General features: G+C 74.1%; 21 protein-coding genes. 13 read left to right on the top strand and 8 right to left on the bottom strand.

The features are described 5' to 3' along the window. The first annotated feature begins 292 nt into the window (after positions 1–292). On the top strand, positions 293–1,627 hold the full coding sequence (locus K7396_RS22195; protein WP_086717797.1) for a type III PLP-dependent enzyme domain-containing protein: 1,335 nt from the start codon (positions 293–295) through the stop codon (positions 1,625–1,627). Positions 1,628–1,873: 246 nt separating this feature from the next. Here the strand turns inward: K7396_RS22195 and K7396_RS22190 are convergent, their stop codons facing one another. From K7396_RS22190 to K7396_RS22180, 3 genes are all read right to left on the bottom strand, one after another. After that, the gene (locus K7396_RS22190; RefSeq protein WP_086717799.1) at positions 1,874–2,503 is read right to left on the bottom strand and encodes a hypothetical protein; all 630 of its coding nucleotides are present in this window, start codon (positions 2,501–2,503) and stop codon (positions 1,874–1,876) included. A gap of 86 nt (positions 2,504–2,589) precedes the next feature. Then, positions 2,590–3,657: a MurR/RpiR family transcriptional regulator gene (locus K7396_RS22185; protein ID WP_223660161.1), complete on the bottom strand. Its 1,068-nt coding sequence runs from the start codon at positions 3,655–3,657 to the stop codon at positions 2,590–2,592. Between the two features lie 129 nt (positions 3,658–3,786). Continuing rightward, on the bottom strand, positions 3,787–5,283 hold the full coding sequence (locus K7396_RS22180) for an aromatic amino acid ammonia-lyase (RefSeq protein WP_373866953.1): 1,497 nt from the start codon (positions 5,281–5,283) through the stop codon (positions 3,787–3,789). 173 nt (positions 5,284–5,456) lie between these two features. Here K7396_RS22180 and K7396_RS22175 point away from each other — a divergent pair, with 173 nt between their 5' ends. Genes K7396_RS22175 through K7396_RS22160 form a run of 4 tightly spaced genes read left to right on the top strand, consistent with a single transcriptional unit; the run spans position 5,457 to position 9,013 of the window. Beyond that, a complete protein-coding gene (locus tag K7396_RS22175) occupies positions 5,457–6,692 on the top strand; it encodes an ABC transporter ATP-binding protein (RefSeq protein WP_152104878.1) in 1,236 nt (411 codons plus the stop codon). Then, entirely contained in the window at positions 6,689–7,363 is a 675-nt protein-coding gene (locus K7396_RS22170) for an ABC transporter permease (RefSeq protein ID WP_086721040.1), read from the top strand. Before K7396_RS22175 ends, K7396_RS22170 begins: the two co-directional genes overlap by 4 nt. Before the next feature lie 7 nt (positions 7,364–7,370). Continuing rightward, entirely contained in the window at positions 7,371–8,042 is a 672-nt protein-coding gene (locus tag K7396_RS22165) for an ABC transporter permease (protein ID WP_086721041.1), read from the top strand. Positions 8,043–8,086: 44 nt separating this feature from the next. Continuing rightward, the gene (locus tag K7396_RS22160) at positions 8,087–9,013 is read left to right on the top strand and encodes an ABC transporter substrate-binding protein (RefSeq protein ID WP_086721042.1); all 927 of its coding nucleotides are present in this window, start codon (positions 8,087–8,089) and stop codon (positions 9,011–9,013) included. A 21-nt stretch (positions 9,014–9,034) separates the two neighbouring features. On the opposite strand, the gene K7396_RS22155 is transcribed toward K7396_RS22160, so the two are convergent. Further along, positions 9,035–10,072: a sigma-70 family RNA polymerase sigma factor gene (locus K7396_RS22155; RefSeq protein ID WP_152104879.1), complete on the bottom strand. Its 1,038-nt coding sequence runs from the start codon at positions 10,070–10,072 to the stop codon at positions 9,035–9,037. Positions 10,073–10,215: 143 nt separating this feature from the next. After that, the gene (locus K7396_RS22150; RefSeq protein ID WP_152104880.1) at positions 10,216–11,253 is read right to left on the bottom strand and encodes a LacI family DNA-binding transcriptional regulator; all 1,038 of its coding nucleotides are present in this window, start codon (positions 11,251–11,253) and stop codon (positions 10,216–10,218) included. Between the two features lie 227 nt (positions 11,254–11,480). On the opposite strand from K7396_RS22150, the gene K7396_RS22145 reads away from it, so the two are divergent. The 4 genes from K7396_RS22145 to K7396_RS22130 all read left to right on the top strand — a co-directional run bounded on the left by K7396_RS22145 (position 11,481) and on the right by K7396_RS22130 (position 14,936). Further along, positions 11,481–12,398, top strand: coding sequence for an amidohydrolase family protein (locus K7396_RS22145; RefSeq protein WP_086718982.1), 918 nt, complete (start codon positions 11,481–11,483; stop codon positions 12,396–12,398). Next, on the top strand, positions 12,395–12,952 hold the full coding sequence (locus tag K7396_RS22140; RefSeq protein ID WP_086718983.1) for a cysteine dioxygenase: 558 nt from the start codon (positions 12,395–12,397) through the stop codon (positions 12,950–12,952). Before K7396_RS22145 ends, K7396_RS22140 begins: the two co-directional genes overlap by 4 nt. A gap of 98 nt (positions 12,953–13,050) precedes the next feature. After that, on the top strand, positions 13,051–14,463 hold the full coding sequence (locus tag K7396_RS22135; RefSeq protein WP_086718984.1) for a purine-cytosine permease family protein: 1,413 nt from the start codon (positions 13,051–13,053) through the stop codon (positions 14,461–14,463). A gap of 41 nt (positions 14,464–14,504) precedes the next feature. Further along, positions 14,505–14,936 (top strand): hypothetical protein, encoded by a 432-nt coding sequence (locus K7396_RS22130; RefSeq protein WP_086718985.1) that lies wholly within the window; start codon positions 14,505–14,507, stop codon positions 14,934–14,936. A gap of 342 nt (positions 14,937–15,278) precedes the next feature. On the opposite strand, the gene K7396_RS22125 is transcribed toward K7396_RS22130, so the two are convergent. Then, the gene (locus K7396_RS22125; RefSeq protein ID WP_086718988.1) at positions 15,279–16,667 is read right to left on the bottom strand and encodes a cystathionine beta-synthase; all 1,389 of its coding nucleotides are present in this window, start codon (positions 16,665–16,667) and stop codon (positions 15,279–15,281) included. Positions 16,668–16,863: 196 nt separating this feature from the next. On the opposite strand from K7396_RS22125, the gene K7396_RS22120 reads away from it, so the two are divergent. From K7396_RS22120 to K7396_RS22110, 3 genes are all read left to right on the top strand, one after another. Next, entirely contained in the window at positions 16,864–17,877 is a 1,014-nt protein-coding gene (locus K7396_RS22120; RefSeq protein WP_086718986.1) for an SGNH/GDSL hydrolase family protein, read from the top strand. A 194-nt stretch (positions 17,878–18,071) separates the two neighbouring features. Then, positions 18,072–19,292: an acetyl-CoA C-acetyltransferase gene (locus K7396_RS22115; protein ID WP_152104881.1), complete on the top strand. Its 1,221-nt coding sequence runs from the start codon at positions 18,072–18,074 to the stop codon at positions 19,290–19,292. A gap of 697 nt (positions 19,293–19,989) precedes the next feature. Then, positions 19,990–20,940 (top strand): hypothetical protein, encoded by a 951-nt coding sequence (locus K7396_RS22110; protein ID WP_152104882.1) that lies wholly within the window; start codon positions 19,990–19,992, stop codon positions 20,938–20,940. Positions 20,941–20,959: 19 nt separating this feature from the next. Here K7396_RS22110 and K7396_RS22105 read toward each other — a convergent pair whose 3' ends face one another. Beyond that, positions 20,960–21,319: a hypothetical protein gene (locus K7396_RS22105; RefSeq protein WP_086721395.1), complete on the bottom strand. Its 360-nt coding sequence runs from the start codon at positions 21,317–21,319 to the stop codon at positions 20,960–20,962. A gap of 98 nt (positions 21,320–21,417) precedes the next feature. On the opposite strand from K7396_RS22105, the gene K7396_RS22100 reads away from it, so the two are divergent. Then, positions 21,418–21,645: a DUF4287 domain-containing protein gene (locus K7396_RS22100; RefSeq protein WP_030088455.1), complete on the top strand. Its 228-nt coding sequence runs from the start codon at positions 21,418–21,420 to the stop codon at positions 21,643–21,645. 156 nt (positions 21,646–21,801) lie between these two features. Here the strand turns inward: K7396_RS22100 and K7396_RS22095 are convergent, their stop codons facing one another. Further along, positions 21,802–22,662: a Bax inhibitor-1/YccA family protein gene (locus K7396_RS22095; protein ID WP_086721394.1), complete on the bottom strand. Its 861-nt coding sequence runs from the start codon at positions 22,660–22,662 to the stop codon at positions 21,802–21,804. Positions 22,663–22,702: the final 40 nt, after the last annotated feature.

The following is a 22,702-nucleotide window of genomic DNA, read 5'->3' as shown; positions in this document are numbered from 1 at the left end:
CCGCCCGGGCAGTCACGACGCTGTCCGGCTCCGTGTAGCGCCACCCGGTGGCGCGGTGGCTGCCCGGCCCCGTGCGGCGTCGTCCCGGCCAGGCGCGGCACTGCCCCGGCACGCGGGCGGTTTGGGGCGTGCACGGCGGACCGGGCACTCACGGGCGGTCCAGGCAGGCGCAGGCCCCTCCGAGCAGACACAGGCGCGTCCGGGCAGACACAGGCGCGTCCGGGCAGACGCGGGCTCTTCCGGGCAGGCTCCCGGTTGGCGTGATGCCCCCACCCAATGATGGAGTTGACCCATGAACTTCACGGAGCGAGACCGTGCCGTAGAGGCAGCCGTCGCGCGCGGGCTGGTGGGCCCCGGGGAGCCCGTTGCCGGGCTGCTCGACATCGCCGGGATCCGAAGGTCGGCGGCCGAACTCCGCGCCGCCTTCGCGGAGTTCACCGCACCGGGCACCCCTGTGCTGCACGCCTTCGCGGTGAAGGCCGCCTCGCTCGTCCCCGTCCTGCGGCTGCTCGCACAGGAGGGGCTCGGGTGCGAGGTGGCGAGCCCCGGCGAGCTGGCCCTGGCCCGTGCCGCCGGCGTGCCGGTCGGGCGGACCGTCCTGGATTCGCCGGCCAAGACCCTCGCCGAACTGCGTGAGGCGCTGGCCCTCGGTATCGCCGTCAACGCCGACAACGCCGAGGAACTCGCACGTATCGACGCGCTGATGGCCTCCGCGCCGAGCCGCGCGCCCATCGGCCTGCGGGTCAACCCCCAGATCGGCGGCGGCAGCATCGGGGCGATGAGCACGGCCACGGACACCTCGAAGTTCGGCGTCGGGCTGCGTGACGAGGGCGCCCGCGACTGGGTCGTACAGGCCGTCCTCGCGCGCCCCTGGCTGACCCGGCTGCACGCCCACGTCGGCTCCCAGGGCATGCCCCTGGAGCTGATGGCGGCGGGCGTACGGGAGCTGTTCGACCTCGCCGAGGAGATCAACGAGCAGGCCGGCCGCCAGCAGATCGACACCCTCGACATCGGCGGCGGCCTGCCGGTCAACTTCTCCTCGGACGCCACCACTCCGACCTACCGCGAGTACGCCGCGCTGCTGCACCGGACCGTCCCCGGTCTGCTGTCGGGGCGCTACGGGATCGTCACCGAGTTCGGGCGCTCACTGCTGGCCAAGCACGGCACGGTCCTCGCCCGGGTCGAGTACGCCAAGTCGGCCGGCGGCCGGCCGATCGCCGTCACTCACGCCGGCGCCCAGATCGCCACCCGTACGGTCTTCGTCCCCGACGCCTGGCCGATCCGGGTCGCGGCCTACGACGCTCCGGGACGCCCCAAGACGGGCCCGCCGGTCGCCCAGGACGTCGCGGGACCGTGCTGTTTCGCGGGCGACCTGGTCGCGGAGAACCGTCCGCTTCCGCGCCTGGAGGCCGACGACCATGCCGCCCTGCTGGACACCGGCGCCTACTACTTCTCCACCCACTTCGCCTACAACTCCCTTCCCCGTCCCGGGATCTACGGCTACGCGGCGGACCCGGACGGCACCGTCCGCTTCGCGACCGTCCGCACCCCGCAGACCCTGGAGGAACTCACCGCGGAGAGCGGCGGCGCGCACACACGGTCGCTGGACGAGCTCGGGCAGCGGTAGCCGGGCGGCCCGGCCGCCAGCGGTAACCGAGGGATGGCGGCCGGGGGGCGGTAGCAGGCGGCGGTAGCTGAGGACCGGTTGCGCCCGCCGGGCCCCGGCTCAGGCGCAGCTGCGGCCCCGGGCACAGCTCAGCTGCCCGGCTCAGGTCAGGCGCCACTAAGCCTCTCCCGGCCCGCCCGCGCCGCCACCCAACGGCCGGCACGTAATCCTCAACGAAGTACGGCCCGTACCCCCCGGCCGTGCCCCTCAGCGACCGGCCCGCAATCCCCCGGTCCGCCGACCGGCGGCTCCCGCCGCTTCGCCACGCCGGGCTCCGCCGCGCCGGGCCCCGCCGGGCCGGGCATCGCCCGCGGCCGTCCCGGTCAGGGCGTAGGCGCGGACGTCCTTGCCCGCCGCGCCGCCGCGTCCGGCGGCTTCCGTCCGTACCCACAGCAGCGTCTCGTGTTCCCGCTCCCAGCGGCCCAGCCACAGTGCCTTGCCCCACAGGCCGAGCGCGGCCCCGGCCATCAACAGCCCGCCGGCCGCCGGCAGCGCGCACGACGTGCCGACCGCCGCAAGGAAGGCGCCCAGCAGCCACCAGCGGTGCGCCCGCCGCCAGACCCGGACGGTGACCGCCCGGTCCTGGAGGATGACGGCCTTGCCGGCCCGTGACGCGTCCCGCGCCAGCGCCGCGTACCGGCCGCGCCGGGCCAGGAACACCACCAGGGCCGCGGCCGCGCAGAGCGCCGCCCCTGCCGCCAGCCCGACCGTCCGCCCGGTCAGCCCGGGCACCAGTGCCCCGATCCCGGCGGCCAGCAGCCCCGGCCACCACAGCCAGCCCGCCGGCGCCCGCACCACCACAGCCACCCGCGCCAGCGCATACGCCCCGTGCCCCACGACAGACCTCCTCGCCCCGAGACCGCTCCGTTCCCACCAGGCGCACCCGTGCGGCACATCCGTGCGGCGCACCCGTGCGGCACACCTCACTCCACGAACAGCCCCCGGGCCGCCGCCCCCGCGTCGAATTCCTCCAGGCGGGCCTGGGCGTCCGGGAGGGCGTCGCACATCGCCTCCAGCAGGACGCGGCCCAGGAGCATGGGGGCGCAGGCCGTGTCGAAGGCCAGGCCGGTGCCGACGGGGGCCGGGAGGAGCAGGTCGGTGTGGTGGGCGACGGGGGCGAAGGCGCTGTCGGCGACGGTGACGACGGTCAGGCCGGCCGTACGGGCGTAGTCGAGGGCGTCGACCACCTCGCGGGGGTGGCGAGGCAGGGCGAAGCAGAGCAGTGCGTCCGCGCCGGCCCGTACGGCGGCGTCGATGCGGTCGGTGAGCATGGTGCCGCCCTCGTCCAGGAGACGGACGTCGGGGTGGACCTTGCGGGCGAAGTAGCTGAAGCCGGCGGCCTGGGCGGTGGCGGCGCGCAGCCCGAGGACGGGCAGCGGCCGGGAGGCGGCGAGGAGGCGGCCGGCCTCGATGACCGGCGAGGGGTCGGCGAAGGCGGCGGCGAGCTGGCGGAGGTTGTCGATCTCGGCCTGGACGGCCTGCTGGTACTCGTTCGCGGAGCCGGTGTCGCCGGACCTGTCCGTGGGGGCGACCTCGCGCAGGTGCCGGCGCAGCGCCGGGTAGCCGTCGAAGCCGAGGGCGACGGCGAAGCGGGTGACGGACGGCTGGCTGACGCCGGCCAGTTCGGCCAGTTCGACGCTGGAGAGGAAGGGCGCGTCGGCGGCCCGGCGCACCATGCAGTGGGCGATCCGGCGCTGGGTCGGGGTCAGCCGGTGGCCCTCGAAGAGCTTCTGGAGGCGGGCGGCGGTACCGGTGTCCGCGCCGCCGGCGGCATCACCCGCCGCCGCCTCGCCGCTCGCCCCGCCGCCGCGCACGTCGTCGCCCCGCGCGCCGTCGCTCCCCGCGCCCTTGCCGCGCGCACCGTTCCCGGACCCGCCGTTCCCGGGCCCGCCCGCGGCGTTCGTGCCCTCGCCGGCCGCGCCGCCGGTGTTCCTCGGCTCGTCGCCGGCCGTGCCGGCGGCACCGGCGCCGTTGTCCCCGTCCCCGCTCATCGCCTCTTCTTCCCGGCCCGGTCGGGGGCCTTGTCCTGTGTCGACCGACTGTACGGAATTCCTGGCCCGGTCCGGCCCGCGCTACGCGACGCGATCCGGCCGTCCCCCTCTCCCACTCCGGGCCTCACCTCACCACCCCGCCACCCCGTCCAGCAGCCCCGCCGCCACCGCCACGTCGTCGGTCAGCGGGCGGTCCTCCATCCGCGGGTCGAGGGCGTCGGCGGCGACGGCGTAGACGGCGGCGAGCGGAGCGTCCGGGTCGGGTTCCAGGGAGCGCATCCGCAGGGCCCGTACGGCGGCGACCAGTTCGCAGGCGAGGATCTGGCGGTAGGAGGTGCAGGCGCGCAGCGTCTGGCGGGCGCCGAGGGAGGCGAAGCTGGCCTGTTCCTCGACGCCGCGGGAGAGCACGGTGTGGCCGAGCGTGGCCGGCTGGGAGACCGCCCGCATCTCGCCGAGGGCCGCGCCGGCCGCGTATTCGAGGATCATCACGCCCGAGCTGGCGGGCGCCGGGTCGCCCAGGAAGGGCCGCAGCCGGGTGAAGTCGGGCTCGGAGAGCGCGGCGAGCCGGGCGGTGGACAGCTGGGCGGTCTGCAGCACGGCGAGCCGGAAGGCGTCCAGGGCGAGCGCGACGTGGGCGGCGTAGAAGTTGCCGTGGTGGTAGGCGGCCTGGTCCTCGATGCTGATCAGGGGGTTCTCGGCGGCCGCGTTCACCTCGACGGTCAGCACCCCGTCCAGGGTGTCGGCGGCGTCCAGCGCCGGGCCGTGTATCTGCGGGATGCAGCGGAAGCCGTACGGGTCCTGGATGCGGCCGAGGGGCGGGGCCGGGCGGGGCGGCACGCCGGTCAGGGCGCGCAGCCGGGTGGCGGCGGCCGCGGAGCCGGGGTGCGGGCGGGCGAGCATGACCGGCTCGGCGAAGGGCTCGTACGAGCCGCCGACCGCGAGCAGGGAGAGGGCGGCGACGGGGAGGGCCGCGGCCAGCAGGCGGCGCAGTTCGTCGAGGGCGAGCGCGGCCTGCCCGAGGGTGAGGGCGTTGCTGCTGATCAGGGCGAGGGCGTCGTTGTTGTCGAGGGTGATGGGGGCGGGGGCCCGGCCGCCGGACGCGCAGTGCCAGGGGTGTTCGCCGGCCAGCGCGAGTCCGGTCTGGGCGAGCGCGGCCAGGTCGCCGGTGCCGACGGCGCCGTGTTCGTTGACGACGGGGTGCGCGCCGGCGTCCAGGGCGGCGAGCAGGGAGGTGATGACGGCGGGGTTCAGGCCGGCGCCGCCCGCCAGCAGCTGGTTGGCGCGCACCGCGAGCATGGCGCGGACCTCGCGGGCGGGCAGCGGGTCGCCGATCGCGCCGGCGTGGCTGCGCAGCAGCCGCAGTCCGTGGTCGGCGTCCGCGGCGCCGACGTCCTCCGTGCGGTTGGCGCCGACGCCGGTGCTGCGTCCGTAGACCCGGCCGGTGGCGGCCAGGCGGCGCGCGGTCTCCCAGGACTCCTCGGCGCGGGCGAGGGCCTTGGGGTCGGGCGCCGTGGGATGCGCGGTGCGCTGGGCGAGGGCGGCGATGTCGGCGCTGTGCAGACCGGTGCCGTCGAGCGTGACGCGCCGGCCCGTGCGGGGGCCGCTGTCCAGCATGTGGGAAACCAAGGGGCTCAACTCCCTCTTATAACGCGCTTTGTGGATCGAAGTCCGACACCTCGTTCCGTACGGTGAGTCGAACCAACAGGCGAGGTAACAGGCGATTCACTTCCGCCTATTGACTTCTATTCACGCGCCTATGACTCTGCATGACACTATGCAGGCCGGGCAAGGGGCAGCGGATGATCAAGTTCGACGCAGTCAGCAAGCGATACCCGAATGGCACCACCGCCGTGGACGAGCTGTCCCTGGACCTCCCCGAGGGCGGTGTCACCGTCCTCGTCGGCTCGTCGGGCTGCGGCAAGACCACCACCCTGCGGATGGTCAACCGCATGGTCGAGCCGACCTCCGGCAGGATCAGCGTCGGCGGCCGCGACATCCTGGAGGCGGACGCCGCCGAGCTGCGTCGCGGCATCGGTTACGTCATCCAGCAGTCCGGTCTCTTCCCTCACCGTACGATCCTGGACAACATCGCGACGGTCCCCCTGCTGCTGGGCTGGGGCAAGCGCAAGGCCCGCGCCCGCGCCGCCGAACTGCTGGAGCTGGTCGGACTGCCCGCCGACGCCGGCAAGCGCTATCCGCACCAGCTCTCCGGCGGCCAGCAGCAGCGCGTCGGCGTCGCCCGCGCGCTCGCCGCCGACCCGCCCGTGCTGCTGATGGACGAGCCGTTCGGCGCCGTCGACCCGGTCGTCCGCACCCAGCTGCAGAACGAGCTGCTGCGGCTCCAGGAGGAGCTGCGCAAGACCGTCGTCTTCGTGACCCACGACATCGACGAGGCCGTCCGGCTGGGCGACCGGATCGCGGTCTTCCGCACCGGCGGCCGGCTCGTCCAGTGCGCCGAGCCCGCCGAGCTGCTGGCCCGCCCCGCCGACGACTTCGTCGCCGGCTTCCTGGGCGCCGAACGCGGCCTGAAGCTGCTCTCGCTCACCACCCTCGCGGACGTCCCGTACGCCCCCGGCCGGGCGATACGCGCGGACGAGCCGGTCGGCGGGATACCCCGCAACGGTGGCCGCTGGCGCCTGGTGACCTCCCCGCGCGGGGAGCCGCTGGGGTGGCTGGACACCGACGCGCTGCCGGCCGGCGGGACGGCCGGCGAGGCCCCGCTGGAGGACGTACGGCCGCTGCGCGACAGCGATTCGCTGCTCTCCGCGCTCAACGAGGCGGTCTCCTCCCCCGCCGCCGCGGTCGCCCGGGTCACCGAGGACGGCGTCCTGACCGGCCTCACCTCCCGCGACGCCATCCACGACCGGGCGGGCCGCAGCCACGCGGAGGCGGGCCGGGCAGAGGCGGGCCGGGCCGCGGCCACCGCGAACGCCGCCCCCACGGCACCCGTCGCGAAAACCGCGTCCGAGACCGCCCCCGAGGACACCGCCCCCGGCGCGGCCTCCCCCTCCGCCGCCACGGAGCGCCCCGCATGACCCTCGAATGGGGCTGGTTCCCCGACCACGCCGACGAGATGGCCCGCCTGACCGCGGACCACCTCGCCACCGCCGTCCCCGCCGTCGTCCTCGGCCTGCTGATCGCCCTGCCCCTGGCGGTCCTCGCACACCGGGTACGGCCGCTGCGCGGCGTCATCCTCGGCGCGTCCAACATCCTCTACACCATCCCCTCCCTCGCCTTCTTCGTCCTCCTCCTGCCGGTCACCGGCCTCACCCGCACCACCGCGATCGTCGGCCTGACCGCGTACACCCTGGTGGTGCTGGTGCGGAACACCGTCGAGGGCCTGGACGCGGTGCCCGCCAAGGTCCGTGAGGCGTCCCGGGCCATGGGGACCCGGCCGCTGCGCACCCTGCTCACCGTCGAGCTGCCGCTCGCCCTCCCCGTGATCATGGCGGGCGTACGGGTCGCCACCGTCATGTCCATCTCCCTGGTCAGCGTGGCGAGTTACATCGGCTACGGCGGTCTCGGCCAGCTCTTCACCGACGGCTTCCAGCGCAACTTCCCCACCCCGGTCGTCGCCGGGGTGGCCCTGACCCTGCTGCTCGCCCTGGTCGCCGACGCGCTGCTGGTGACCGTCCAGTGGCTGTGCACGCCCTGGCGGCGCGGCACCTCCCGGCAGCGCACCTTCATGCGGCGGAAGGCGGCGTGACGCACCGATGCTCGAACTGCTGAAGAACCTCCTCACCTGGCTGACCAGTCCGGCCCAGTGGTCGGGCCCCGAGGGCATCGCCGCCCGCGTCCTGGAGCACCTGGAGTACTCGCTGCTCGCCACCCTCGCCGCGGCCGTGATCGCGCTGCCCGTCGGCCTGCTCATCGGGCACACCGGCCGCGGCGCCTTCCTCGCCGTCAACCTCTCCTCCTTCGGCCGGGCGCTGCCCACCGTCGGCCTGGTCACCCTGGTGTTCCTCGCGGGCGGGCTGAGCGTGTGGCCGGTGTACGTCTCGCTGGTCGCGCTCGCCGTGCCGGTGATCATCACCAATACGTACGCGGGGATGGCCGCCGTCGACCCCGAGGTCAAGGACGCCGCAAAGGGCGTGGGGCTGCGCGGCCACCAGGTCCTGTGGCAGGTGGAACTCCCGCTCGCCCTCCCGCTGATCATGACCGGTGTGCGGCTGGCGACCGTGCAGGTCGTCGCCACCGCCACCATCGCCGCCTACGTCAGCTTCGGCGGGCTGGGCCGCTATGTCTTCGACGGGCTGGCGCAGCGCGACCTGGTGCAGGTGCTCGGCGGTGCGGCCCTGGTCGCCGTGCTCGCCGTGGTCGCCGACCTGGCCCTGGGCGGCCTGACGCGGCTGCTGTTCCGCGGCCGCCCGGCCACCGCCCGCTGAGCGCCCGCCGCCCCGCCCCTACGTACGCACCGAGGAGCCCGCCCATGAACCGCCGTACCGCCCTGACCACCCTCCTCGCCGGCGCCTCGGCCCCGCTGCTGGCCGCCTGCTCCTCCGGCATCACCTCCCTCAAGGGGGACGGCGCCGGCGGCGACAGCGGGAGCAGCTCCGGCGGGCTGGTCATCGGCACCGCCAACTTCACCGAGAACCAGATCCTCGGCTACCTCTACGCGGGCGTGCTGACCGCCGCCGGGGTCAAGGCCACCGTCAAGCCCAACCTCGGCTCCCGCGAGATCGTGGTCCCCGCGCTGCGCTCCGGCGACATCGACCTGCTCCCCGAGTACCAGGGCAGCCTGCTGCTCTACCTCGACAAGAAGGCCACCGAGACCGAGGCGGGCGCGATGCAGAACGCGCTGGCCGCCGTGCTCCCCGACGGTCTCGAAGTCCTGCCGTACGCGGCCGCCGAGGACCGTGACAGCTTCGCGGTGACCCGCGCGACCGCCGACCGCTACGGCCTGAAGACGCTGGCCGACCTGCGCAAGGTCAACGGCAAGCTGGTGTTCGGCGCGGCCGCCGAGATGAAGAAGCGGGTCGTCGGGCTGGTCGGTCTCAAGGACGCCTACGGCGTGGAATTCAAGGAGTTCAAGGCGCTGGACTCCTCCGGGCCGCTGGTCAAGGGCGCGCTGAAGAAGGGCGACATCGACGTCGGCAACGTCTTCACCACCGACGTCGACACCGCGGAGAACGGCTGGGTCCTGCTGGCGGATCCCGAGCACCTGATCCCGGCGCAGCACATCGTCCCGCTGATCGCCGCCCGCAAGGCCGACTCCAAGGTCCGCAAGGCGCTGGCCCGCCTGGGCAACACCCTCACCACCGCCCACCTCACCGAGCTCAACCGCCTGGTCGACAAGGAGAAGCAGGACCCGGACCGGGTGGCCGACGCCTGGCTCAAGAAGCACGTGGCCGGCTGAGGCCCGGCGCCGCCGCGCGCCTCACGCGGGCGGCGGGCCGCCGTACCGCGCCGGCAGTCCGAACAGCGGGAACAGCCGCTCGGTGTCCAGGAAGCACTGCAGCGCACCGATCCGGCCGTCCGCCGTCTCGATGACCTGGATCGCCCAGGGCGTGCCGTCCGCGCGGTACTGCCCGAACGCCGCCCGGCCGTTGGCCGCGACCGGCACCAGACGCGACCCTTCGCAGCCGCAGCCCGGCCCCAGCAGCCACTTCACGAGGTCCTCGCGGCCGCGCAGCCACAGCGCGTACGGCGGCATGGACAGCGTGCAGTCCTCGTGCAGCAGGGCCGTCAGCGCGTCCATGTCGAACCGTTCGAAGGCGTCGACATAGCGCCGCAGCAGCGCCTGCTGGGCGTCGTCCAGCGGCTGCGGCGCGGTGTCGGCGGCGGTGTCACCGGAGGCGGCGAGGGTCGCGCGGGCCCGTTGCAGCGCGCTGTTGACCGAGGCCACCGAGCTGTCCAGCAGCTCCGCGACCTCCCGCGCCGACCAGCTGAGCACCTCCCGCAGGATCAGCACCGCCCGCTGCCGGGGCGCCAGCCGCTGCAGCGCGGAGACGAACGCCAGCCGCACCGTCTCCCGGGCGACGGCGGTCTCCGCCGGGTCCCCCGCCGACGCCAGCACCCGCTGGTCGGGTACGGGCCCGATCCAGGTCGTCTCGGGCAGCCCCGTGCCGATCGGGGTGTCCACGCTCGACGGGGAGGCGAGGTCCATCGGCCGGGCCCGGCGCTGACTGCCCTTGAGCAGGTCCAGGCACACATGGGTGGCGATCCGGTACAGCCAGGACCGCAGGGAGGACCGCCCCTCGAACCGGTCGTAGCTCCGCCACGCCCGGACCATCGTCTCCTGCACGGCGTCCTCGGCCTCGAACGCGGAGCCCAGCATCCGGTAGCAGTAGCCGGTCAGTTCGGTGCGGTACGCCTCCAGCAGGTCCACCGGCTCCCGCGGCGCGCCCCCCGCGCCGCCGTCGGCGGGCACCGCCCCGCCGTCCGCCGTGGTTCCGCTCGTCGAGGACCGTTTCATCGAGGACCCGCACCTCCGCCCGTCGGCCGACCACCGGCACGCGCGCCCGACGCTACCGGAGCATCCGGCACCAGTCTGCTCCCCGGCCCGGTGCCCCGCAGCCGGGACCGGAGCCCGGACGGGGGTTCGGCGCGAGGACGCCCCTACCCCCGCGGTGCCGCCGCCGAGCCGCGTTCCGAGAGGCGGGGGGCGCACAGGATGCGTTTGCGGCGGACGCGGCGGCCCTCGATGGCGGCGACGGCCAGGCGGGCGGCCTCCTTGGCGATGTCGGTCAGGCCCCAGTCGACGGTGGTGAGCGGCGGGGTGAGGACCCGGGAGACGGGGTGGTCGTCGAAGCCGACGACGGAGAGGTCGCGGCCGACGGTGAGGGAGGCCTCGGCGGCGGCCGCGTAGACGCCGTACGCGATGGAGTCGGAGAAGCAGAAGACGGCGGTGGCCGGGGCGGGACCGGCGGGCCGGCGGCCGTCGGGGCTGTTGGTCAGGACCCGGCGGGCCATCGCCGTCGCCTCGCCCAGCTCCTGCGGGCAGGGCAGGACCACGGCCTCGATGCCGAGCCGGTCGGCGGCCTCGCGCACATAGACGTCGGCGGGGCGGTCGGGGGTGGAGGGGCCGGTGGGGGTCAGCACGGTGACCCGGCGGTGGCCCAGGCCGCGGAGGTAGTCGAGGACGGCGTCGATGCCGGCCCGGTTGTCGAAGAGCACCTCGCCCGCCGTACGGGCCCGGCTCAGGGCGTCGCCGATGGACACCACCGGCACGGCGTCGGCGATCTTCGACCAGCCCTCGGCGGACGGGTCGACGGGCGACACCAGCAGGCCGTCCACCCGCTGGTCGCGCAGTTGCTTGGCGAGGGACAGCTCGCGTCCGGGGTCGCCGCCCGCGTCGAGGATCAGCGCGTAGCGGTTGCCGGCCAGCAGCTCCCGCCCTATCGCCGCCATCAGCTGCTGCTGCCACAGGTCCTGCAGATCGCCGGCGAGCACCCCGACCGTGCTGGTACGGCCGCTGGCGAGGGCGCGGGCGATGGGGTCGGCCTCGTAGCCGAGTTCGGCGGCGGCCTTGCGCACCCGCTCCTCGGTTTCCTTCGAGACGTGCTTGCCGCGCAGCGCGTAGGAGACGGCCGCGGTGGAGAGGCCGGTGGCCTCGGCCACCTCGCGGAGGGTGGTGCGCTTGTTGGGCCTGGCCATGCCCGGAAGCCTACCCAAGGAGGGCCCGCCAGCCGGGCACGATCCGGGCTCCCCGGCGGCGCGGGGCCCCGGCGGCCCCGCCCGGGGACGCGGCAGGACCTTGACAGCACCCTCGGTTAACCGTTTCACTTAAACGTATCAGTTAAGCGGTTAAGTGAAACGGTTCAAGGCACGGGAGACCCCACCCGCGCCACCCCGACGACCGCCCCGCGCCCCGAGGGAGGCCCGTGCCCACCGACGTCCACCAGCACCTCTGGCCGCCCGAGTTCCTCGCGCTGCTGCGGGCCCGCGGCGCGCCGCCGCGGCTGGACGGCTGGACGCTGCACCTGCCGGGCGAACCCCCGTACGCCGTCGACCCCGCCGACCACGACATCGCGGCCCGCGCCCGGCTCGCCCGCGCCGACGGCCTCGACCTGGCCCTCATCTCGCTCTCCAGCCCGCTCGGCATCGAACACCTGCCGCCCGCGGAGGCCGCGCCGCTGCTCGCCGCGTTCCACGACGGCGCGCTGGACCTCCCCGCGCCCTTCGGCGTCTGGGCCGCCGCCTGCCTGTCCGCGCCGGAACCGGACGCCGACGCGCTGCGGCGCGAGCTGGCCCGCGGCTGCGTGGGCCTGCAACTGCCCGCCACCGCCCTGCTCGACGCCGCCGGATGGGCCCGCTGCGCGCCGCTGCTGGACGCCGCCGCCGAGCAGGACGCGCCGCTGTTCGTCCACCCCGGCCCGGCCCCGCCCGCCGAGGGGAACGCGCCCGCCTGGTGGCCGGCCCTGGTCCCGTACGTCCAGCAGCTGCACGCCTCCTGGTTCGCCTTCCGCGCCTTCGGCCGGCCGCGCCACCCGGAGCTGCGGGTCTGCTTCGCGGCCCTGGCGGGCCTGGCGCCGCTGCACGGCGAGCGGCTGGTGGCCCGCGGCGGCGGCCGGGAGCGCGCCCGGGTGGACTGCCGGGCGTTCTACGAGACGTCGTCGTACGGCACCCGCGCGGTCGACGCGCTCGTCCGGGCCGCCGGCATCGACGTCGTCGTCAGCGGCAGCGACCGCCCCTACGCCGAGCCCGTCCTCCCCGACCTCGGGGCACGGGCCGCCCTCCACGCCCTGCGCACCGCCAACCCGGCCCGCCTGCTGGGCCCGACGAAAGGAGCCCGCCCATGACGTACCGCACCTCCCTGGCCGCCACCGCCCGCGAGGTCCCCGACGGCGAGGAGCCGTTCTCCGCACTGCCCGCACGCAACCTCGACAAGCGCGAGCTGCAGGCCCTGGTGGAGGCGCTCGCCACCCGCCCGGACCTGTGGCGCGAACAGGTCGCCTTCTCGGACACCGAGCGCCACTACGCCTCCCTGCACCGCGACGAGTTCGTGGACGTCTGGCTGCTGTGCTGGACCCGGCGGAACGACACCGGCTGGCACGACCACGACCTCTCCTCCGGGGCGGTCCGCGTGGTCCAGGGCGAGCTGACCGAGTCCAACCCCCGCATCGGCGGCGCGCACCTGGCCACCACGGTCGGCGCGGGCGCCTCCTTCTGCTTCGGCCCGGACCACATCCACCGGCTGACCGGCGCGAGCGACGACGCGGTGTCGGTGCACGCCTACTCGCCGCCGTTGTGGCGGCTGGGCCAGTACGACATCACCGAGGACGGTCTGATGCGGCGGGTCTCGGTCTCGTACGCGGACGAACTCCGCCCGGCCGGCGGGCCGGCCACGGTCTGACCGGCCCCGTCACCACGAATCGGCCACCGCCTATTGACCTTCCATTCATCGCCATCGATCCTGCATGAATCCATACAGCGGCGACGCGAGGCGGGCTCATGGCAGGTGTGGTCGAAAGGCGTTCCATCGACGTCGTCCCCGACGACGAACGGCACGGCAGCGCGGTCAGCCAGTTCACGCTCTGGCTGGGCGCCAACCTCCAGATCACCGCCGTCATCACCGGCGCGCTGGCCGTCGTCTTCGGGGCGAACGCCTTCTGGTCGCTGATCGGGCTGCTGCTCGGCAACCTCCTGGGCGGCGCGGTGATGGCGCTGCACTCCGCCCAGGGGCCGCGGCTGGGCCTGCCGCAGATGATCACCTCGCGGGCTCAGTTCGGGGTGCGCGGCGCGGTGGTCCCGCTGGCGCTGGTCATCGTGATGTACATCGGGTTCTTCGCCAGCGGCAGCGTCCTGGCCGGGCAGGCGGTCGGCGAGCTGACGCACCTCGGCGAGACACCGGGCATCGTGCTGTTCGCCGCGGTCACCGCCGTCGCCGCGGCGGTGGGCTACCGCCTGATCCACACCCTCGGCAGGGTCACCGGCCTGATCTGCGCGCTGGCCTTCGTCTACCTCGGCATCCGGCTGCTGCAGCGCACCGACCTCGGCACGCTCCTGGCCGACCACCGTTTCGGGCTGCCGGTCTTCCTGCTGGCCGTCTCGCTGTCGGCCTCCTGGCAGCTGGCGTTCGGCCCGTACGTCGCCGACTACTCGCGCTACCTGCCGCGGCACACCTCGGCGCGCGCCACGTTCTGGTGGACGCTGTCCGGCTCGGTGCTCGGCTCGCAGTGGTCGATGACGTTCGGCGCGCTGGCCGCCGCCGCGGCGCCCGGGGCGTTCGTCGGGCACGAGGTCGGCTACCTCGTCGGCCTGGGCGGCACCGGCCTGATCGCCTCGTGCCTCTACTTCGTCATCGCCCTGGGCAAACTCACCATCAACATCCTCAACACCTATGGCGGGTTCATGTCGCTGGTCACCAGCGTCAGCGGCTTCCGCGGGCAGCGCACCCTCTCCCCGCGCGGCCGCTCCGCGTACATCGCCGGGATCATGGTGGCCGGCACGGCGGTCGCCCTCCTGGGCAAGGACTCGTTCCTGACGTCCTTCAAGGACTTCCTGCTCTTCCTGCTGACCTTCTTCACGCCCTGGTCGGCCGTCAATCTCGTCGACTACTACCTGATCTCCAAGGAGCGCTACGACATCCCGGCGCTCAGCGACCCCACGGGACGCTACGGCGCCTGGAACGTCCCGGCGCTGGCGGTCTACGCCGCCGGGGTGCTCGCCCAGCTCCCGTTCCTGGCCACGCACTTCTACACCGGCCCCTTGGTCGAACCGCTCGGCGGCGCCGACGTCTCCTGGCTGGTGGGGCTCGCCGTGCCGGCCGTCCTGTACTGGCTCACCGCCCGCCGCGACACCGCGCGCACCGCATGGCCGGCGGCGCCCCGGGAGGACCCGCACACCGTCGGATCCGGGGGTTAGCCCTACCGCGCCCGGCGCCCGGCGTCCGTATTCTCGGCGGCATGGCGACACACGACCCCGAGCTGCGCAAGGAACTCGACGCGACCCTCCAGACGCGCAAGGAGCTGGGGCCGGAGTACGAGGCGGAACTCCTGGAGTCCTTCCTGGAGAAGCTGGACCGCGGCGTCGAGCAGCGGGTGCGCCGGCAACTCGCCGAGCAGCAGGTGCAGGTGGCCCGCGGCGCCCGGCCGCCGCGCCCCGGCGGCGACGCCCGGGGCATGTGGGAACGCTTCGGGTTCGCCGCGTTCTCGCTGGTGCTGGCGGTGCCGCTGTCCGCGATCGCCGCGGCGTACGCCGGGGACGTGGGGCTGCTGCTGTGCTGGGCCGGGATCGTCGGCGTCAACGCCGTACAGAGCGGCGGCGCGCGCCGGCTGCCGCGCCCGGGCACGAGCCGCGACGGCGCGGCACCGCACCCGCGGGGCCCGGCGGGCTGAAGTCCGCGGCGGGAGCCGGATGTTGCGGGGACCGCCGCACCCCGGCGCTGCCGGGGGCGGGACGACGGCGGTCCCCGCAAGGGACGCGTACCGGGGTGAAGCCGGTCGTCGCATCCGGTGGCGACCGGAGGTCCGGGAGCCGCTCCGGAGGTCCTTGTCGCCGTGTCCTCACTGTGCCCGACGCGTGTTAAGCCCGTGCTGCGCGCAGATGACGCCTCCGTACACCGTGCGCCGACGGACCGTTTCCCGGCGGCCACTTGACGCCGCGCCGGGTGCGCGAAACGGCCGGCGGCCGGGGCGCGGGGCAGTCGCCGCCCCGCGCCCCGGCCGCCGGAGCCGCCGCTACTTGCCGGCCTCGCGCGCCAGGTAGGCCAGCAGGTCCTGCCGGCTGACCACGCCCTTCGGCTTGCCCTCGACGAGGACGATCGCCGCGTCCGCGCTCTCCAGGACCGCCATCAGGTCGGCGACCGGCTCGCCGGAGCCGACCTGCGGCAGCGGCGGGCACATGTGCTTCTCCAGCGGGTCGGTCAGCGAGGCGCGCTGGGTGAACAGCGCGTCGAGCAGCTCGCGCTCGACGACCGAGCCGACGACCTCCGCGGCCATCACGTCGGGGTGCCCGGCGCCCGGCTTGACGATCGGCATCTGCGAGACGCCGTACTCGCGCAGCACCTCGATCGCCTCGCCGACGGTCTCCTCCGGGTGCATGTGGACCAGCGAGGGCAGCGCGCCCTCCTTGTGCTCCAGCACCTCGCCGACCCGGGCGGCGGCGCCGCCCTCCTCCAGGAAGCCGTAGTCGGCCATCCACTCGTCGTTGAAGATCTTGGAGAGGTAGCCGCGGCCGCTGTCCGGCAGCAGCACGACCACCACGTCGTCGGGGCCGAGCTTCGCCGCGACCTCCAGCGCGCCCACCACGGCCATCCCGCAGGAGCCGCCGACCAGCAGGCCCTCCTCCTTGGCGAGCCGCCGGGTCATCTGGAAGGCGTCCTTGTCCGAGACCGCCACGATCTCGTCCGCGACGGTGCGGTCGTAGGCCGTCGGCCAGAAGTCCTCGCCGACGCCCTCGATCAGGTACGGGCGCCCGGAGCCGCCGCTGTAGACGGAGCCCTCCGGGTCGGCGCCGATCACCTTGACCTTGCCGTCACTGGCGTCCTTCAGATAGCGGCCGGTGCCGCTGATCGTGCCGCCGGTGCCGACGCCCGCCACGAAGTGGGTGATCCGGCCCCCGGTCTGCTCCCACAGCTCGGGACCGGTGCTCTCGTAGTGGGAGCGCGGGTTGTTCGGGTTGCTGTACTGGTCCGGCTTCCAGGCACCGGGCGTCTCGCGCACCAGCCGGTCCGAGACGTTGTAGTACGAGTCCGGGTGCTCGGGGTCGACGGCGGTCGGGCAGACCACCACCTCGGCACCGTAGGCACGCAGCACGTTGATCTTGTCCGTGGACACCTTGTCCGGGCAGACGAAGATGCACTTGTAACCCTTTTGCTGGGCGACGATCGCCAGGCCCACACCGGTGTTGCCGGATGTCGGCTCGACGATGGTCCCGCCCGGCTGCAGCTCACCCGACTGCTCGGCGGCCTCGATCATCCGCACGGCGATCCGGTCCTTGACCGACCCGCCGGGGTTGAAGTACTCGACCTTCGCCAGGACGGTGGCCTGGATTCCCTTGGTCACGTTGTTGAGCCGCACGAGCGGGGTGTTGCCGACTAGCTCAATCATCGAATCGTAAAACTGCACGGTGGTCTCCGCGGTCGGGGGCACGCTCTCCTGCGCCCGTGCGGCCAGCCTATTGCCCGGGTCCGTTAGAGGAAGGGTGCGTTGCGTTCCGTGCGGGAACGGGCAACACCCTGTTGTAGGAGTTCGTGCCGATCGATGAGCGCGTCCGGGCCGCGGGCCGGGGCGCGCCCGCACTGCGCGGGGAGGTGCCCGGCCCATGCCGATGACGATGTCCAGGGCCAGAGTGGCCCGGCGGATCGCGACCGCCGCCGCTGTCGGCGGCGGCGGGATCGGGCTGCTCGGGGTGGCCGCGGTCGGTGTGCTGCTGACCGAGGTCCGGCTGGCGCGCCGTACGGTCGGCGGCTCCAGCGACATTCCGCCGTGCGCCGACGGCCGCTACGGCGCCGCCTTCGACCACCGCACCGACCGCCGGCCGCTGCGGCTGGGCTTCCTCGGCGACTCCACCGCCGCGGGCCAGGGCGTCCACCGCGCCCGCCAGACCCCCGGCGCGCTGCTCGCCTCGGGCCTGGCCGCGCTGTCCGAGCTGCCCGTCGACTTCCGCAACGTGGCGCTGCCCGGCGCGCAGTCGGACGACCTGCCCCGCCAGGTGGAGCTGATGCTCGCGGACGGCGCGGACGTCCCGGACGTCTGCGTGATCATGATCGGCGCGAACGACGTCACCCACCGGATGCCGCTCGCGCAGTCCGTGCGCCACCTCTCCGATGCGGTGCGCACGCTGCGCGCCGCGGGCTGCGAGGTGGTCGTCGGCACCTGCCCCGACCTGGGCACCATCGAACCGGTCTACCAGCCGTTGCGCTGGGTGGCCCGGCGGCTCTCCCGGCAGCTCGCCGCCGCCCAGACGATCGGGGTGGTGGAGAGCGGCGGCCGTACGGTCTCGCTCGGCGATCTGCTCGGCCCCGAGTTCGAGGCGAACCCGCGGGAGCTGTTCGGACCGGACAACTACCACCCGTCGGCCGAGGGCTACGCCACCGCGGCGATGGCCGTCCTGCCGACGCTGTGCGCCTCGCTCGGCCTGTGGCCGGAGAAGGAGCAGCCGGAGCCCGCACGCGGCGAGGGGCTGCTGCCGGTCGAGCAGGCGGCCGCCGAGGCGGCGTCCGAGGGCGGCACGGAGGTCACCGCCTCCCGTGCGCCCTGGGCCCTGCTCAAACACCGCAGGCGCCGCCAGCTGCCGGTGCCGGACCCGGCGGACCCCTCGTCGGTCACCGGCTGACCGACGCCGCCCCGGGGCGGCGTCCCGATCACCGGCCGAGGGGCCGCGGGAATACCCCGCGGCCCCTCGCCGTTGCCATAAGCGCGCGCTTAGAAAAGAGGCCCGCATCACAGCGCGGACCCCGTGACCTCAGCGCTACGTGCAGGTAACTTCCCTCACAGTCCGCCGTTTTCCCGCGCACTTGGAGCCGTGTGATGCCCGAAGCCGTGATCGTCTCAGCCGCCCGCTCCCCGATCGGCCGCGCCTTCAAGGGCTCGCTCAAGGACCTGCGTCCGGACGACCTGACCGCGAAGATCATCGAGGCCGCCCTCGCCAAGGTCCCCGAGCTGGACCCCAAGGACATCGACGACCTGATGCTCGGCTGCGGCCTCCCCGGCGGCGAGCAGGGCCACAACCTCGGCCGCATCGTGGCCGTCCAGATGGGGATGGACCACCTCCCCGGCTGCACCATCACCCGTTACTGTTCCTCCTCGCTCCAGACGACCCGCATGGCGCTGCACGCCATCAAGGCCGGCGAGGGCGACGTCTTCATCTCGGCCGGCGTCGAGACCGTCTCGCGCAGCGTCAAGGGCAGCTCCGACGGCCTGCCGGACACCCACAACCCGCTCTTCGCCGACGCCGAGGCCCGCACCGCGGCCCGCGCCGAGCAGGAGGGCTCCGACTGGCACGACCCGCGCGAGGACGGCCTGATCCCGGACGCGTACATCGCGATGGGCCAGACCGCGGAGAACCTCGCCCGCCTCAAGGGCGTCACCCGCCAGGACATGGACGAATTCGGCGTCCGGTCCCAGAACCTCGCCGAGAAGGCGATCAACGACGGGTTCTGGGAGCGGGAGATCACCCCGGTCACGCTGCCCGACGGCACGGTCGTCAGCAAGGACGACGGCCCCCGCGCCGGCGTCACCGTCGAGGGCGTCTCCGGCCTCAAGCCGGTCTTCCGCCCCGACGGCCTGGTGACCGCCGGCAACTGCTGCCCACTGAACGACGGCGCCGCCGCGCTGGTCGTCATGTCCGACACCAAGGCGCGCGAGCTGGGCCTGACCCCGCTGGCCCGGGTCGTCTCCACCGGCGTCTCCGGCCTCTCCCCCGAGATCATGGGCTACGGCCCGGTCGAGGCCAGCAAGCAGGCGCTGCGGCGGGCCGGCCTCTCGGTCTCCGACATCGACCTGGTCGAGATCAACGAGGCGTTCGCCGCCCAGGTCATTCCGTCCTACCGCGACTTGGGCATCGACCTGGACCGCCTGAACGTCAACGGCGGCGCCATCGCCGTCGGCCACCCCTTCGGCATGACCGGCGCCCGCATCACCGGCACCCTCATCAACTCCCTCCAGTGGCACGACAAGCAGTTCGGCCTGGAGACGATGTGCGTGGGCGGCGGCCAGGGCATGGCGATGGTCATCGAGCGGCTGAGCTGAGCTGTAGCGGAGGGTAGGGGGCGGGTGCGAGGTACGAGTACCCGGCACCTACCCGCAGCGGAAGCGAAGCTCAGCGCGACCACGAACACGAGCGGCTGAGCTGAGCCGCAGCGGAGGGGGTCGGGGTCCGCGTACCGCGCACCCCGACCCCCTCCCCCATCGCAGCTCCCCCGCCCCGCTCACACCGGAGCGCGGCAAAAAGGACCAACTGCCGCCCGGCGCACACCCTTCGCTGTCGTCCGGATACGGGCGGCGACACGGCGTGACCCGCGCCACTCGTTAACGAGATCGCGACCCAATCTCCCCCAGGATTGTGACCAACGCCCTGGGGGAGAGGCGTTCTTGCAGGTCAGCAGGGGGAAGCCCCGGCGCGGGGAGCCCCACCTCCCCGCCTTTTCGGGACATAGCGCACCCGGAGCGGTCGCCGACCCCCGGCAGCCTGATGTAGGAAGTCGGAGAACATTCTGCTAACGGGAGTACGCCGGTCAGCGACGCGCTACCTGGAGTGATCCCGTGAGCGAGCGCATCAAGGGGGCCATCCCGGCCGCGGGCCGGGGCCGGTCCGCGAACCGATGCGCGGCCCGCGCGAAGAGGGCCGCCGAGCGAAGTGGGGAGGACGCATGAGCGAGCGCCACCGGCGAGGCATCGAACGGCGCGCGTCTCGCGCATGCGGGACCGAACGGAGAGAGGTTTCGGCATGAGCGTCACCACCCTCGTCCTGCTAGTGGCCGCGGCCGTCGCCGTGGCGCTGGGCGCCGCCGCCCTGCACACCGCCCGCGCCCTGCGCCGCCAGATCGCCGAGCTGCACGCCGAGCTCGGCGCGGCCCGCCAGGACGCCGCCGCGGGCGCCGGTGCGCACCCGGCCGCGGCGGCCATCCCGGCCGCCCGCACCAGCCCGGCCGCCGAGACCCCGCTCGCCGACATACGCGCCGCCGTCGCCGACGCCCTGGCCGAGGAGCGGGAGCGCGAACTCGCCGAGGCCCGCGCCTTCTGGGCCGCGCAGGAGGCGCGGGACGCCGCCGACGCCCCGTCGCTGCTGGGCGGCCTCGTCGGCCTCGGCGACGAGGGACTGCTCGACGCCCGCGCCGACCAGCGCGACCTGCCCGAGCGCGACTCCGACCGGCTCGACATCCAGCCGTTCCTGCCCCGCCAGGCGGACCTCGCCGGGCTCGAACCGCTGCTGGGCCCGGACGCCATGGAGGCGATGGACGCGCTGGAGTCCATGGACGCCCTGGACGCGCCGGAGTTGGAGCCGGTCGAGGAGACCGAATCCGCCGAGCTGGCCGCCGCGCGCCGGCGCCACCCCTCGCACCCCGACTTCTCCCCGTCCCCGGCGGTCAGCGATCACGAGCGCACCGTCGCGCGCCTGGAGGAGCTTGCCCAGCAGGCGACCCCGCTCGCGGACGTCCGCCCCGGCCCGCTGGGCACCCTGGACGTCTACGTCTTCACCGACGGCACCACGCTCTGCCTGACCCCGGGGCAGCGCGACACCGCGGAGCGCGTGGCCGGCGCATTGCACGCGGGGCACGCCCCCGTGCTGCTGGGCGGCTCCGGCATCTCCGGCGCGTACGCGCTGACCTTCTCCTGGGGCGAGAGCCGCGAGGAGAGCGTCTACGTCCTCGCGGACCGCGTCATCGCCTCGCTCTGACCCGGCGCGGCGGCGCGCGTCAGCAGCGTTCCGCCGCCGCCCGGACCTCTCGCACGGCCTCCGCCAGTTCGTCGGCGGGGGCCGCTTTCGCGTCAGAATCCCCCGTTCCGTCGGCCATCCTCAGCGCCGCGGCCCGCAGCGCCTCGACGAGGTCGTGGCCGGCCACGGCCAGCTGGTCGCCGACCGCGAACACGCCGGCGTCCGGCAGTTCGCGCGGGGGCTCCCCCGGCCGTTCGATCAGCTGCGCCCGGGTCGCCAACCGCCGGGCCAGCGCCAGCCCTTCGGCCGCGGCACCGCGGTGGAGCCTGCTCTGCGGCAGCGACCTGAGGCGGTCGGCGAGGGCGTCGACGGCGGTCTGCAAGGGGGTCACGTCAAGCACGCCGTGAGCCTATGCGCCACCCCGGGGTGGTTGCCAACGCCCGAACGCTCAGGCACGGTGGGCTGAAGAACCAGCATCGACCGCGTCCGGAGGCGCCGATGTCTCAGCTCTTCTCCGAAGAGACCCACCGGAACATGCTCTCTCGTATCCCGCACTGCACCGGCCGGGAAATCTCCGACTGGCTCCGCACCGTTGAGGAGGGTCCCGCTCTCTTCCGCTTCGACGAAAAGGTCAGCTGGCTCCGCGGCGAGCACAATCTCGCCTACGGGCACGCCAAGGCAATCGTCCATGAACACGATCTCAGGCGCGCAGCGCGCAAGTTCTGAGCCCCGGTGACGGGGCCCCGCCCCGGTCCGGCTCGGGACACTCCTCTTTCACCACGTTTCACCACGTTTCACCACGCCGAAGGGCCCGCGGGCGCAATGCCCGCGGGCCCTTCGTACGGCTCGTGCGGCGCGCGGAGTGCCCGGCGCCGCTCCGGGTCAGTCGCCCCGGAGGATCGAGATCAGCCGCAGCATCTCCATGTAGATCCACACCAGCGTCAGCGTCAGGCCGAACGCCGCGAGCCAGGACTCCTCGCGCGGGGCGCCGTAGGCGATGCCGTCCTCGACCTGCTTGAAGTCCAGGGCCAGGAAGAGCGCGCCGAGGACCACGCCGACGATGCCGAAGACGATGCCCAGGCCGCCGCTGCGGAAGCCGAGGCCCTCACCGCCGCCGAACGCCATGAACAGGACGTTGACCAGCGACAGCAGGACGAAGCCCAGGGCCGCGATCATCACGAAGCGGGTGAAGCGGGCGGTGACCCGCACGATCCGCGTCTTGTAGGCGACCAGCATGGCCACGAACACCGCCATCGTGCCCAGCACCGCCTGCATGGGGGCGCCGTTCATGTTCGGCAGCAGGTTGATGTAGCCGCTGAGCGCGCCGAGGAAGATTCCCTCCAGGGCCGCGTACGCCAGGATCAGCGCGGGCGACGGCTTGCGCTTGAAGGACTGGACGAAGCCCAGCACCATCGCGACCAGACCGGCGCCGACGGCGAAGCCGAGGTTCTCGGTCAGGAAGAGCCAGCCGACGGTGGCGCCCGCGATGACCGTGCCGAGCGTCATGCCCGTACGGGCGACGACGTCGTCCATCGTCATGGGGCGGGTCTGCGGCGCGTACTGCGGCGGCGCCTGGGTGGCCTGCTGCGGGTCCTGGGCGTACGGGTTGCCGCCCTGTGCGTAGGGGTTCGTCCCGGCGTACGGGTTCGCGGCGCCCCCGGCCTGCGGCGGCGCGTTGAAGCCCGCGTAGCCGGTGTCGCGGCTGAACCCCCGACGCGAGAAGACCGGGTTGCTGCTCCTCATCTCACTCCTCCATGGCCGCCGTGCGCGGCCTTGACGGCAA

The organism is Streptomyces angustmyceticus, from assembly GCF_019933235.1.
Taxonomy (GTDB): Bacteria; Actinomycetota; Actinomycetes; order Streptomycetales; family Streptomycetaceae; genus Streptomyces; species Streptomyces angustmyceticus.
Note: the sequence above shows the minus strand (reverse complement) of the source record. Positions and strands in the feature narration are given on the sequence as shown.

What these genes read in the sequence shown, in the direction of transcription:
- K7396_RS22110 (WP_152104882.1), top strand. Translation starts at nt 19,990, where the DNA reads ATGAGCGTCACCACCCTCGTCCTGCTAGTGGCCGCGGCCGTCGCCGTG.
- K7396_RS22095 (WP_086721394.1), bottom strand. Translation starts at nt 22,662, where the DNA reads ATGAGGAGCAGCAACCCGGTCTTCTCGCGTCGGGGGTTCAGCCGCGAC.
- K7396_RS22100 (WP_030088455.1), top strand. Translation starts at nt 21,418, where the DNA reads ATGTCTCAGCTCTTCTCCGAAGAGACCCACCGGAACATGCTCTCTCGT.
- K7396_RS22175 (WP_152104878.1), top strand. Translation starts at nt 5,457, where the DNA reads ATGATCAAGTTCGACGCAGTCAGCAAGCGATACCCGAATGGCACCACC.
- K7396_RS22165 (WP_086721041.1), top strand. Translation starts at nt 7,371, where the DNA reads ATGCTCGAACTGCTGAAGAACCTCCTCACCTGGCTGACCAGTCCGGCC.
- K7396_RS22170 (WP_086721040.1), top strand. Translation starts at nt 6,689, where the DNA reads ATGACCCTCGAATGGGGCTGGTTCCCCGACCACGCCGACGAGATGGCC.
- K7396_RS22195 (WP_086717797.1), top strand. Translation starts at nt 293, where the DNA reads ATGAACTTCACGGAGCGAGACCGTGCCGTAGAGGCAGCCGTCGCGCGC.
- K7396_RS22130 (WP_086718985.1), top strand. Translation starts at nt 14,505, where the DNA reads ATGGCGACACACGACCCCGAGCTGCGCAAGGAACTCGACGCGACCCTC.
- K7396_RS22185 (WP_223660161.1), bottom strand. Translation starts at nt 3,657, where the DNA reads ATGAGCGGGGACGGGGACAACGGCGCCGGTGCCGCCGGCACGGCCGGC.
- K7396_RS22135 (WP_086718984.1), top strand. Translation starts at nt 13,051, where the DNA reads ATGGCAGGTGTGGTCGAAAGGCGTTCCATCGACGTCGTCCCCGACGAC.
- K7396_RS22140 (WP_086718983.1), top strand. Translation starts at nt 12,395, where the DNA reads ATGACGTACCGCACCTCCCTGGCCGCCACCGCCCGCGAGGTCCCCGAC.
- K7396_RS22115 (WP_152104881.1), top strand. Translation starts at nt 18,072, where the DNA reads ATGCCCGAAGCCGTGATCGTCTCAGCCGCCCGCTCCCCGATCGGCCGC.
- K7396_RS22160 (WP_086721042.1), top strand. Translation starts at nt 8,087, where the DNA reads ATGAACCGCCGTACCGCCCTGACCACCCTCCTCGCCGGCGCCTCGGCC.
- K7396_RS22155 (WP_152104879.1), bottom strand. Translation starts at nt 10,072, where the DNA reads ATGAAACGGTCCTCGACGAGCGGAACCACGGCGGACGGCGGGGCGGTG.
- K7396_RS22150 (WP_152104880.1), bottom strand. Translation starts at nt 11,253, where the DNA reads ATGGCCAGGCCCAACAAGCGCACCACCCTCCGCGAGGTGGCCGAGGCC.
- K7396_RS22120 (WP_086718986.1), top strand. Translation starts at nt 16,864, where the DNA reads ATGCCGATGACGATGTCCAGGGCCAGAGTGGCCCGGCGGATCGCGACC.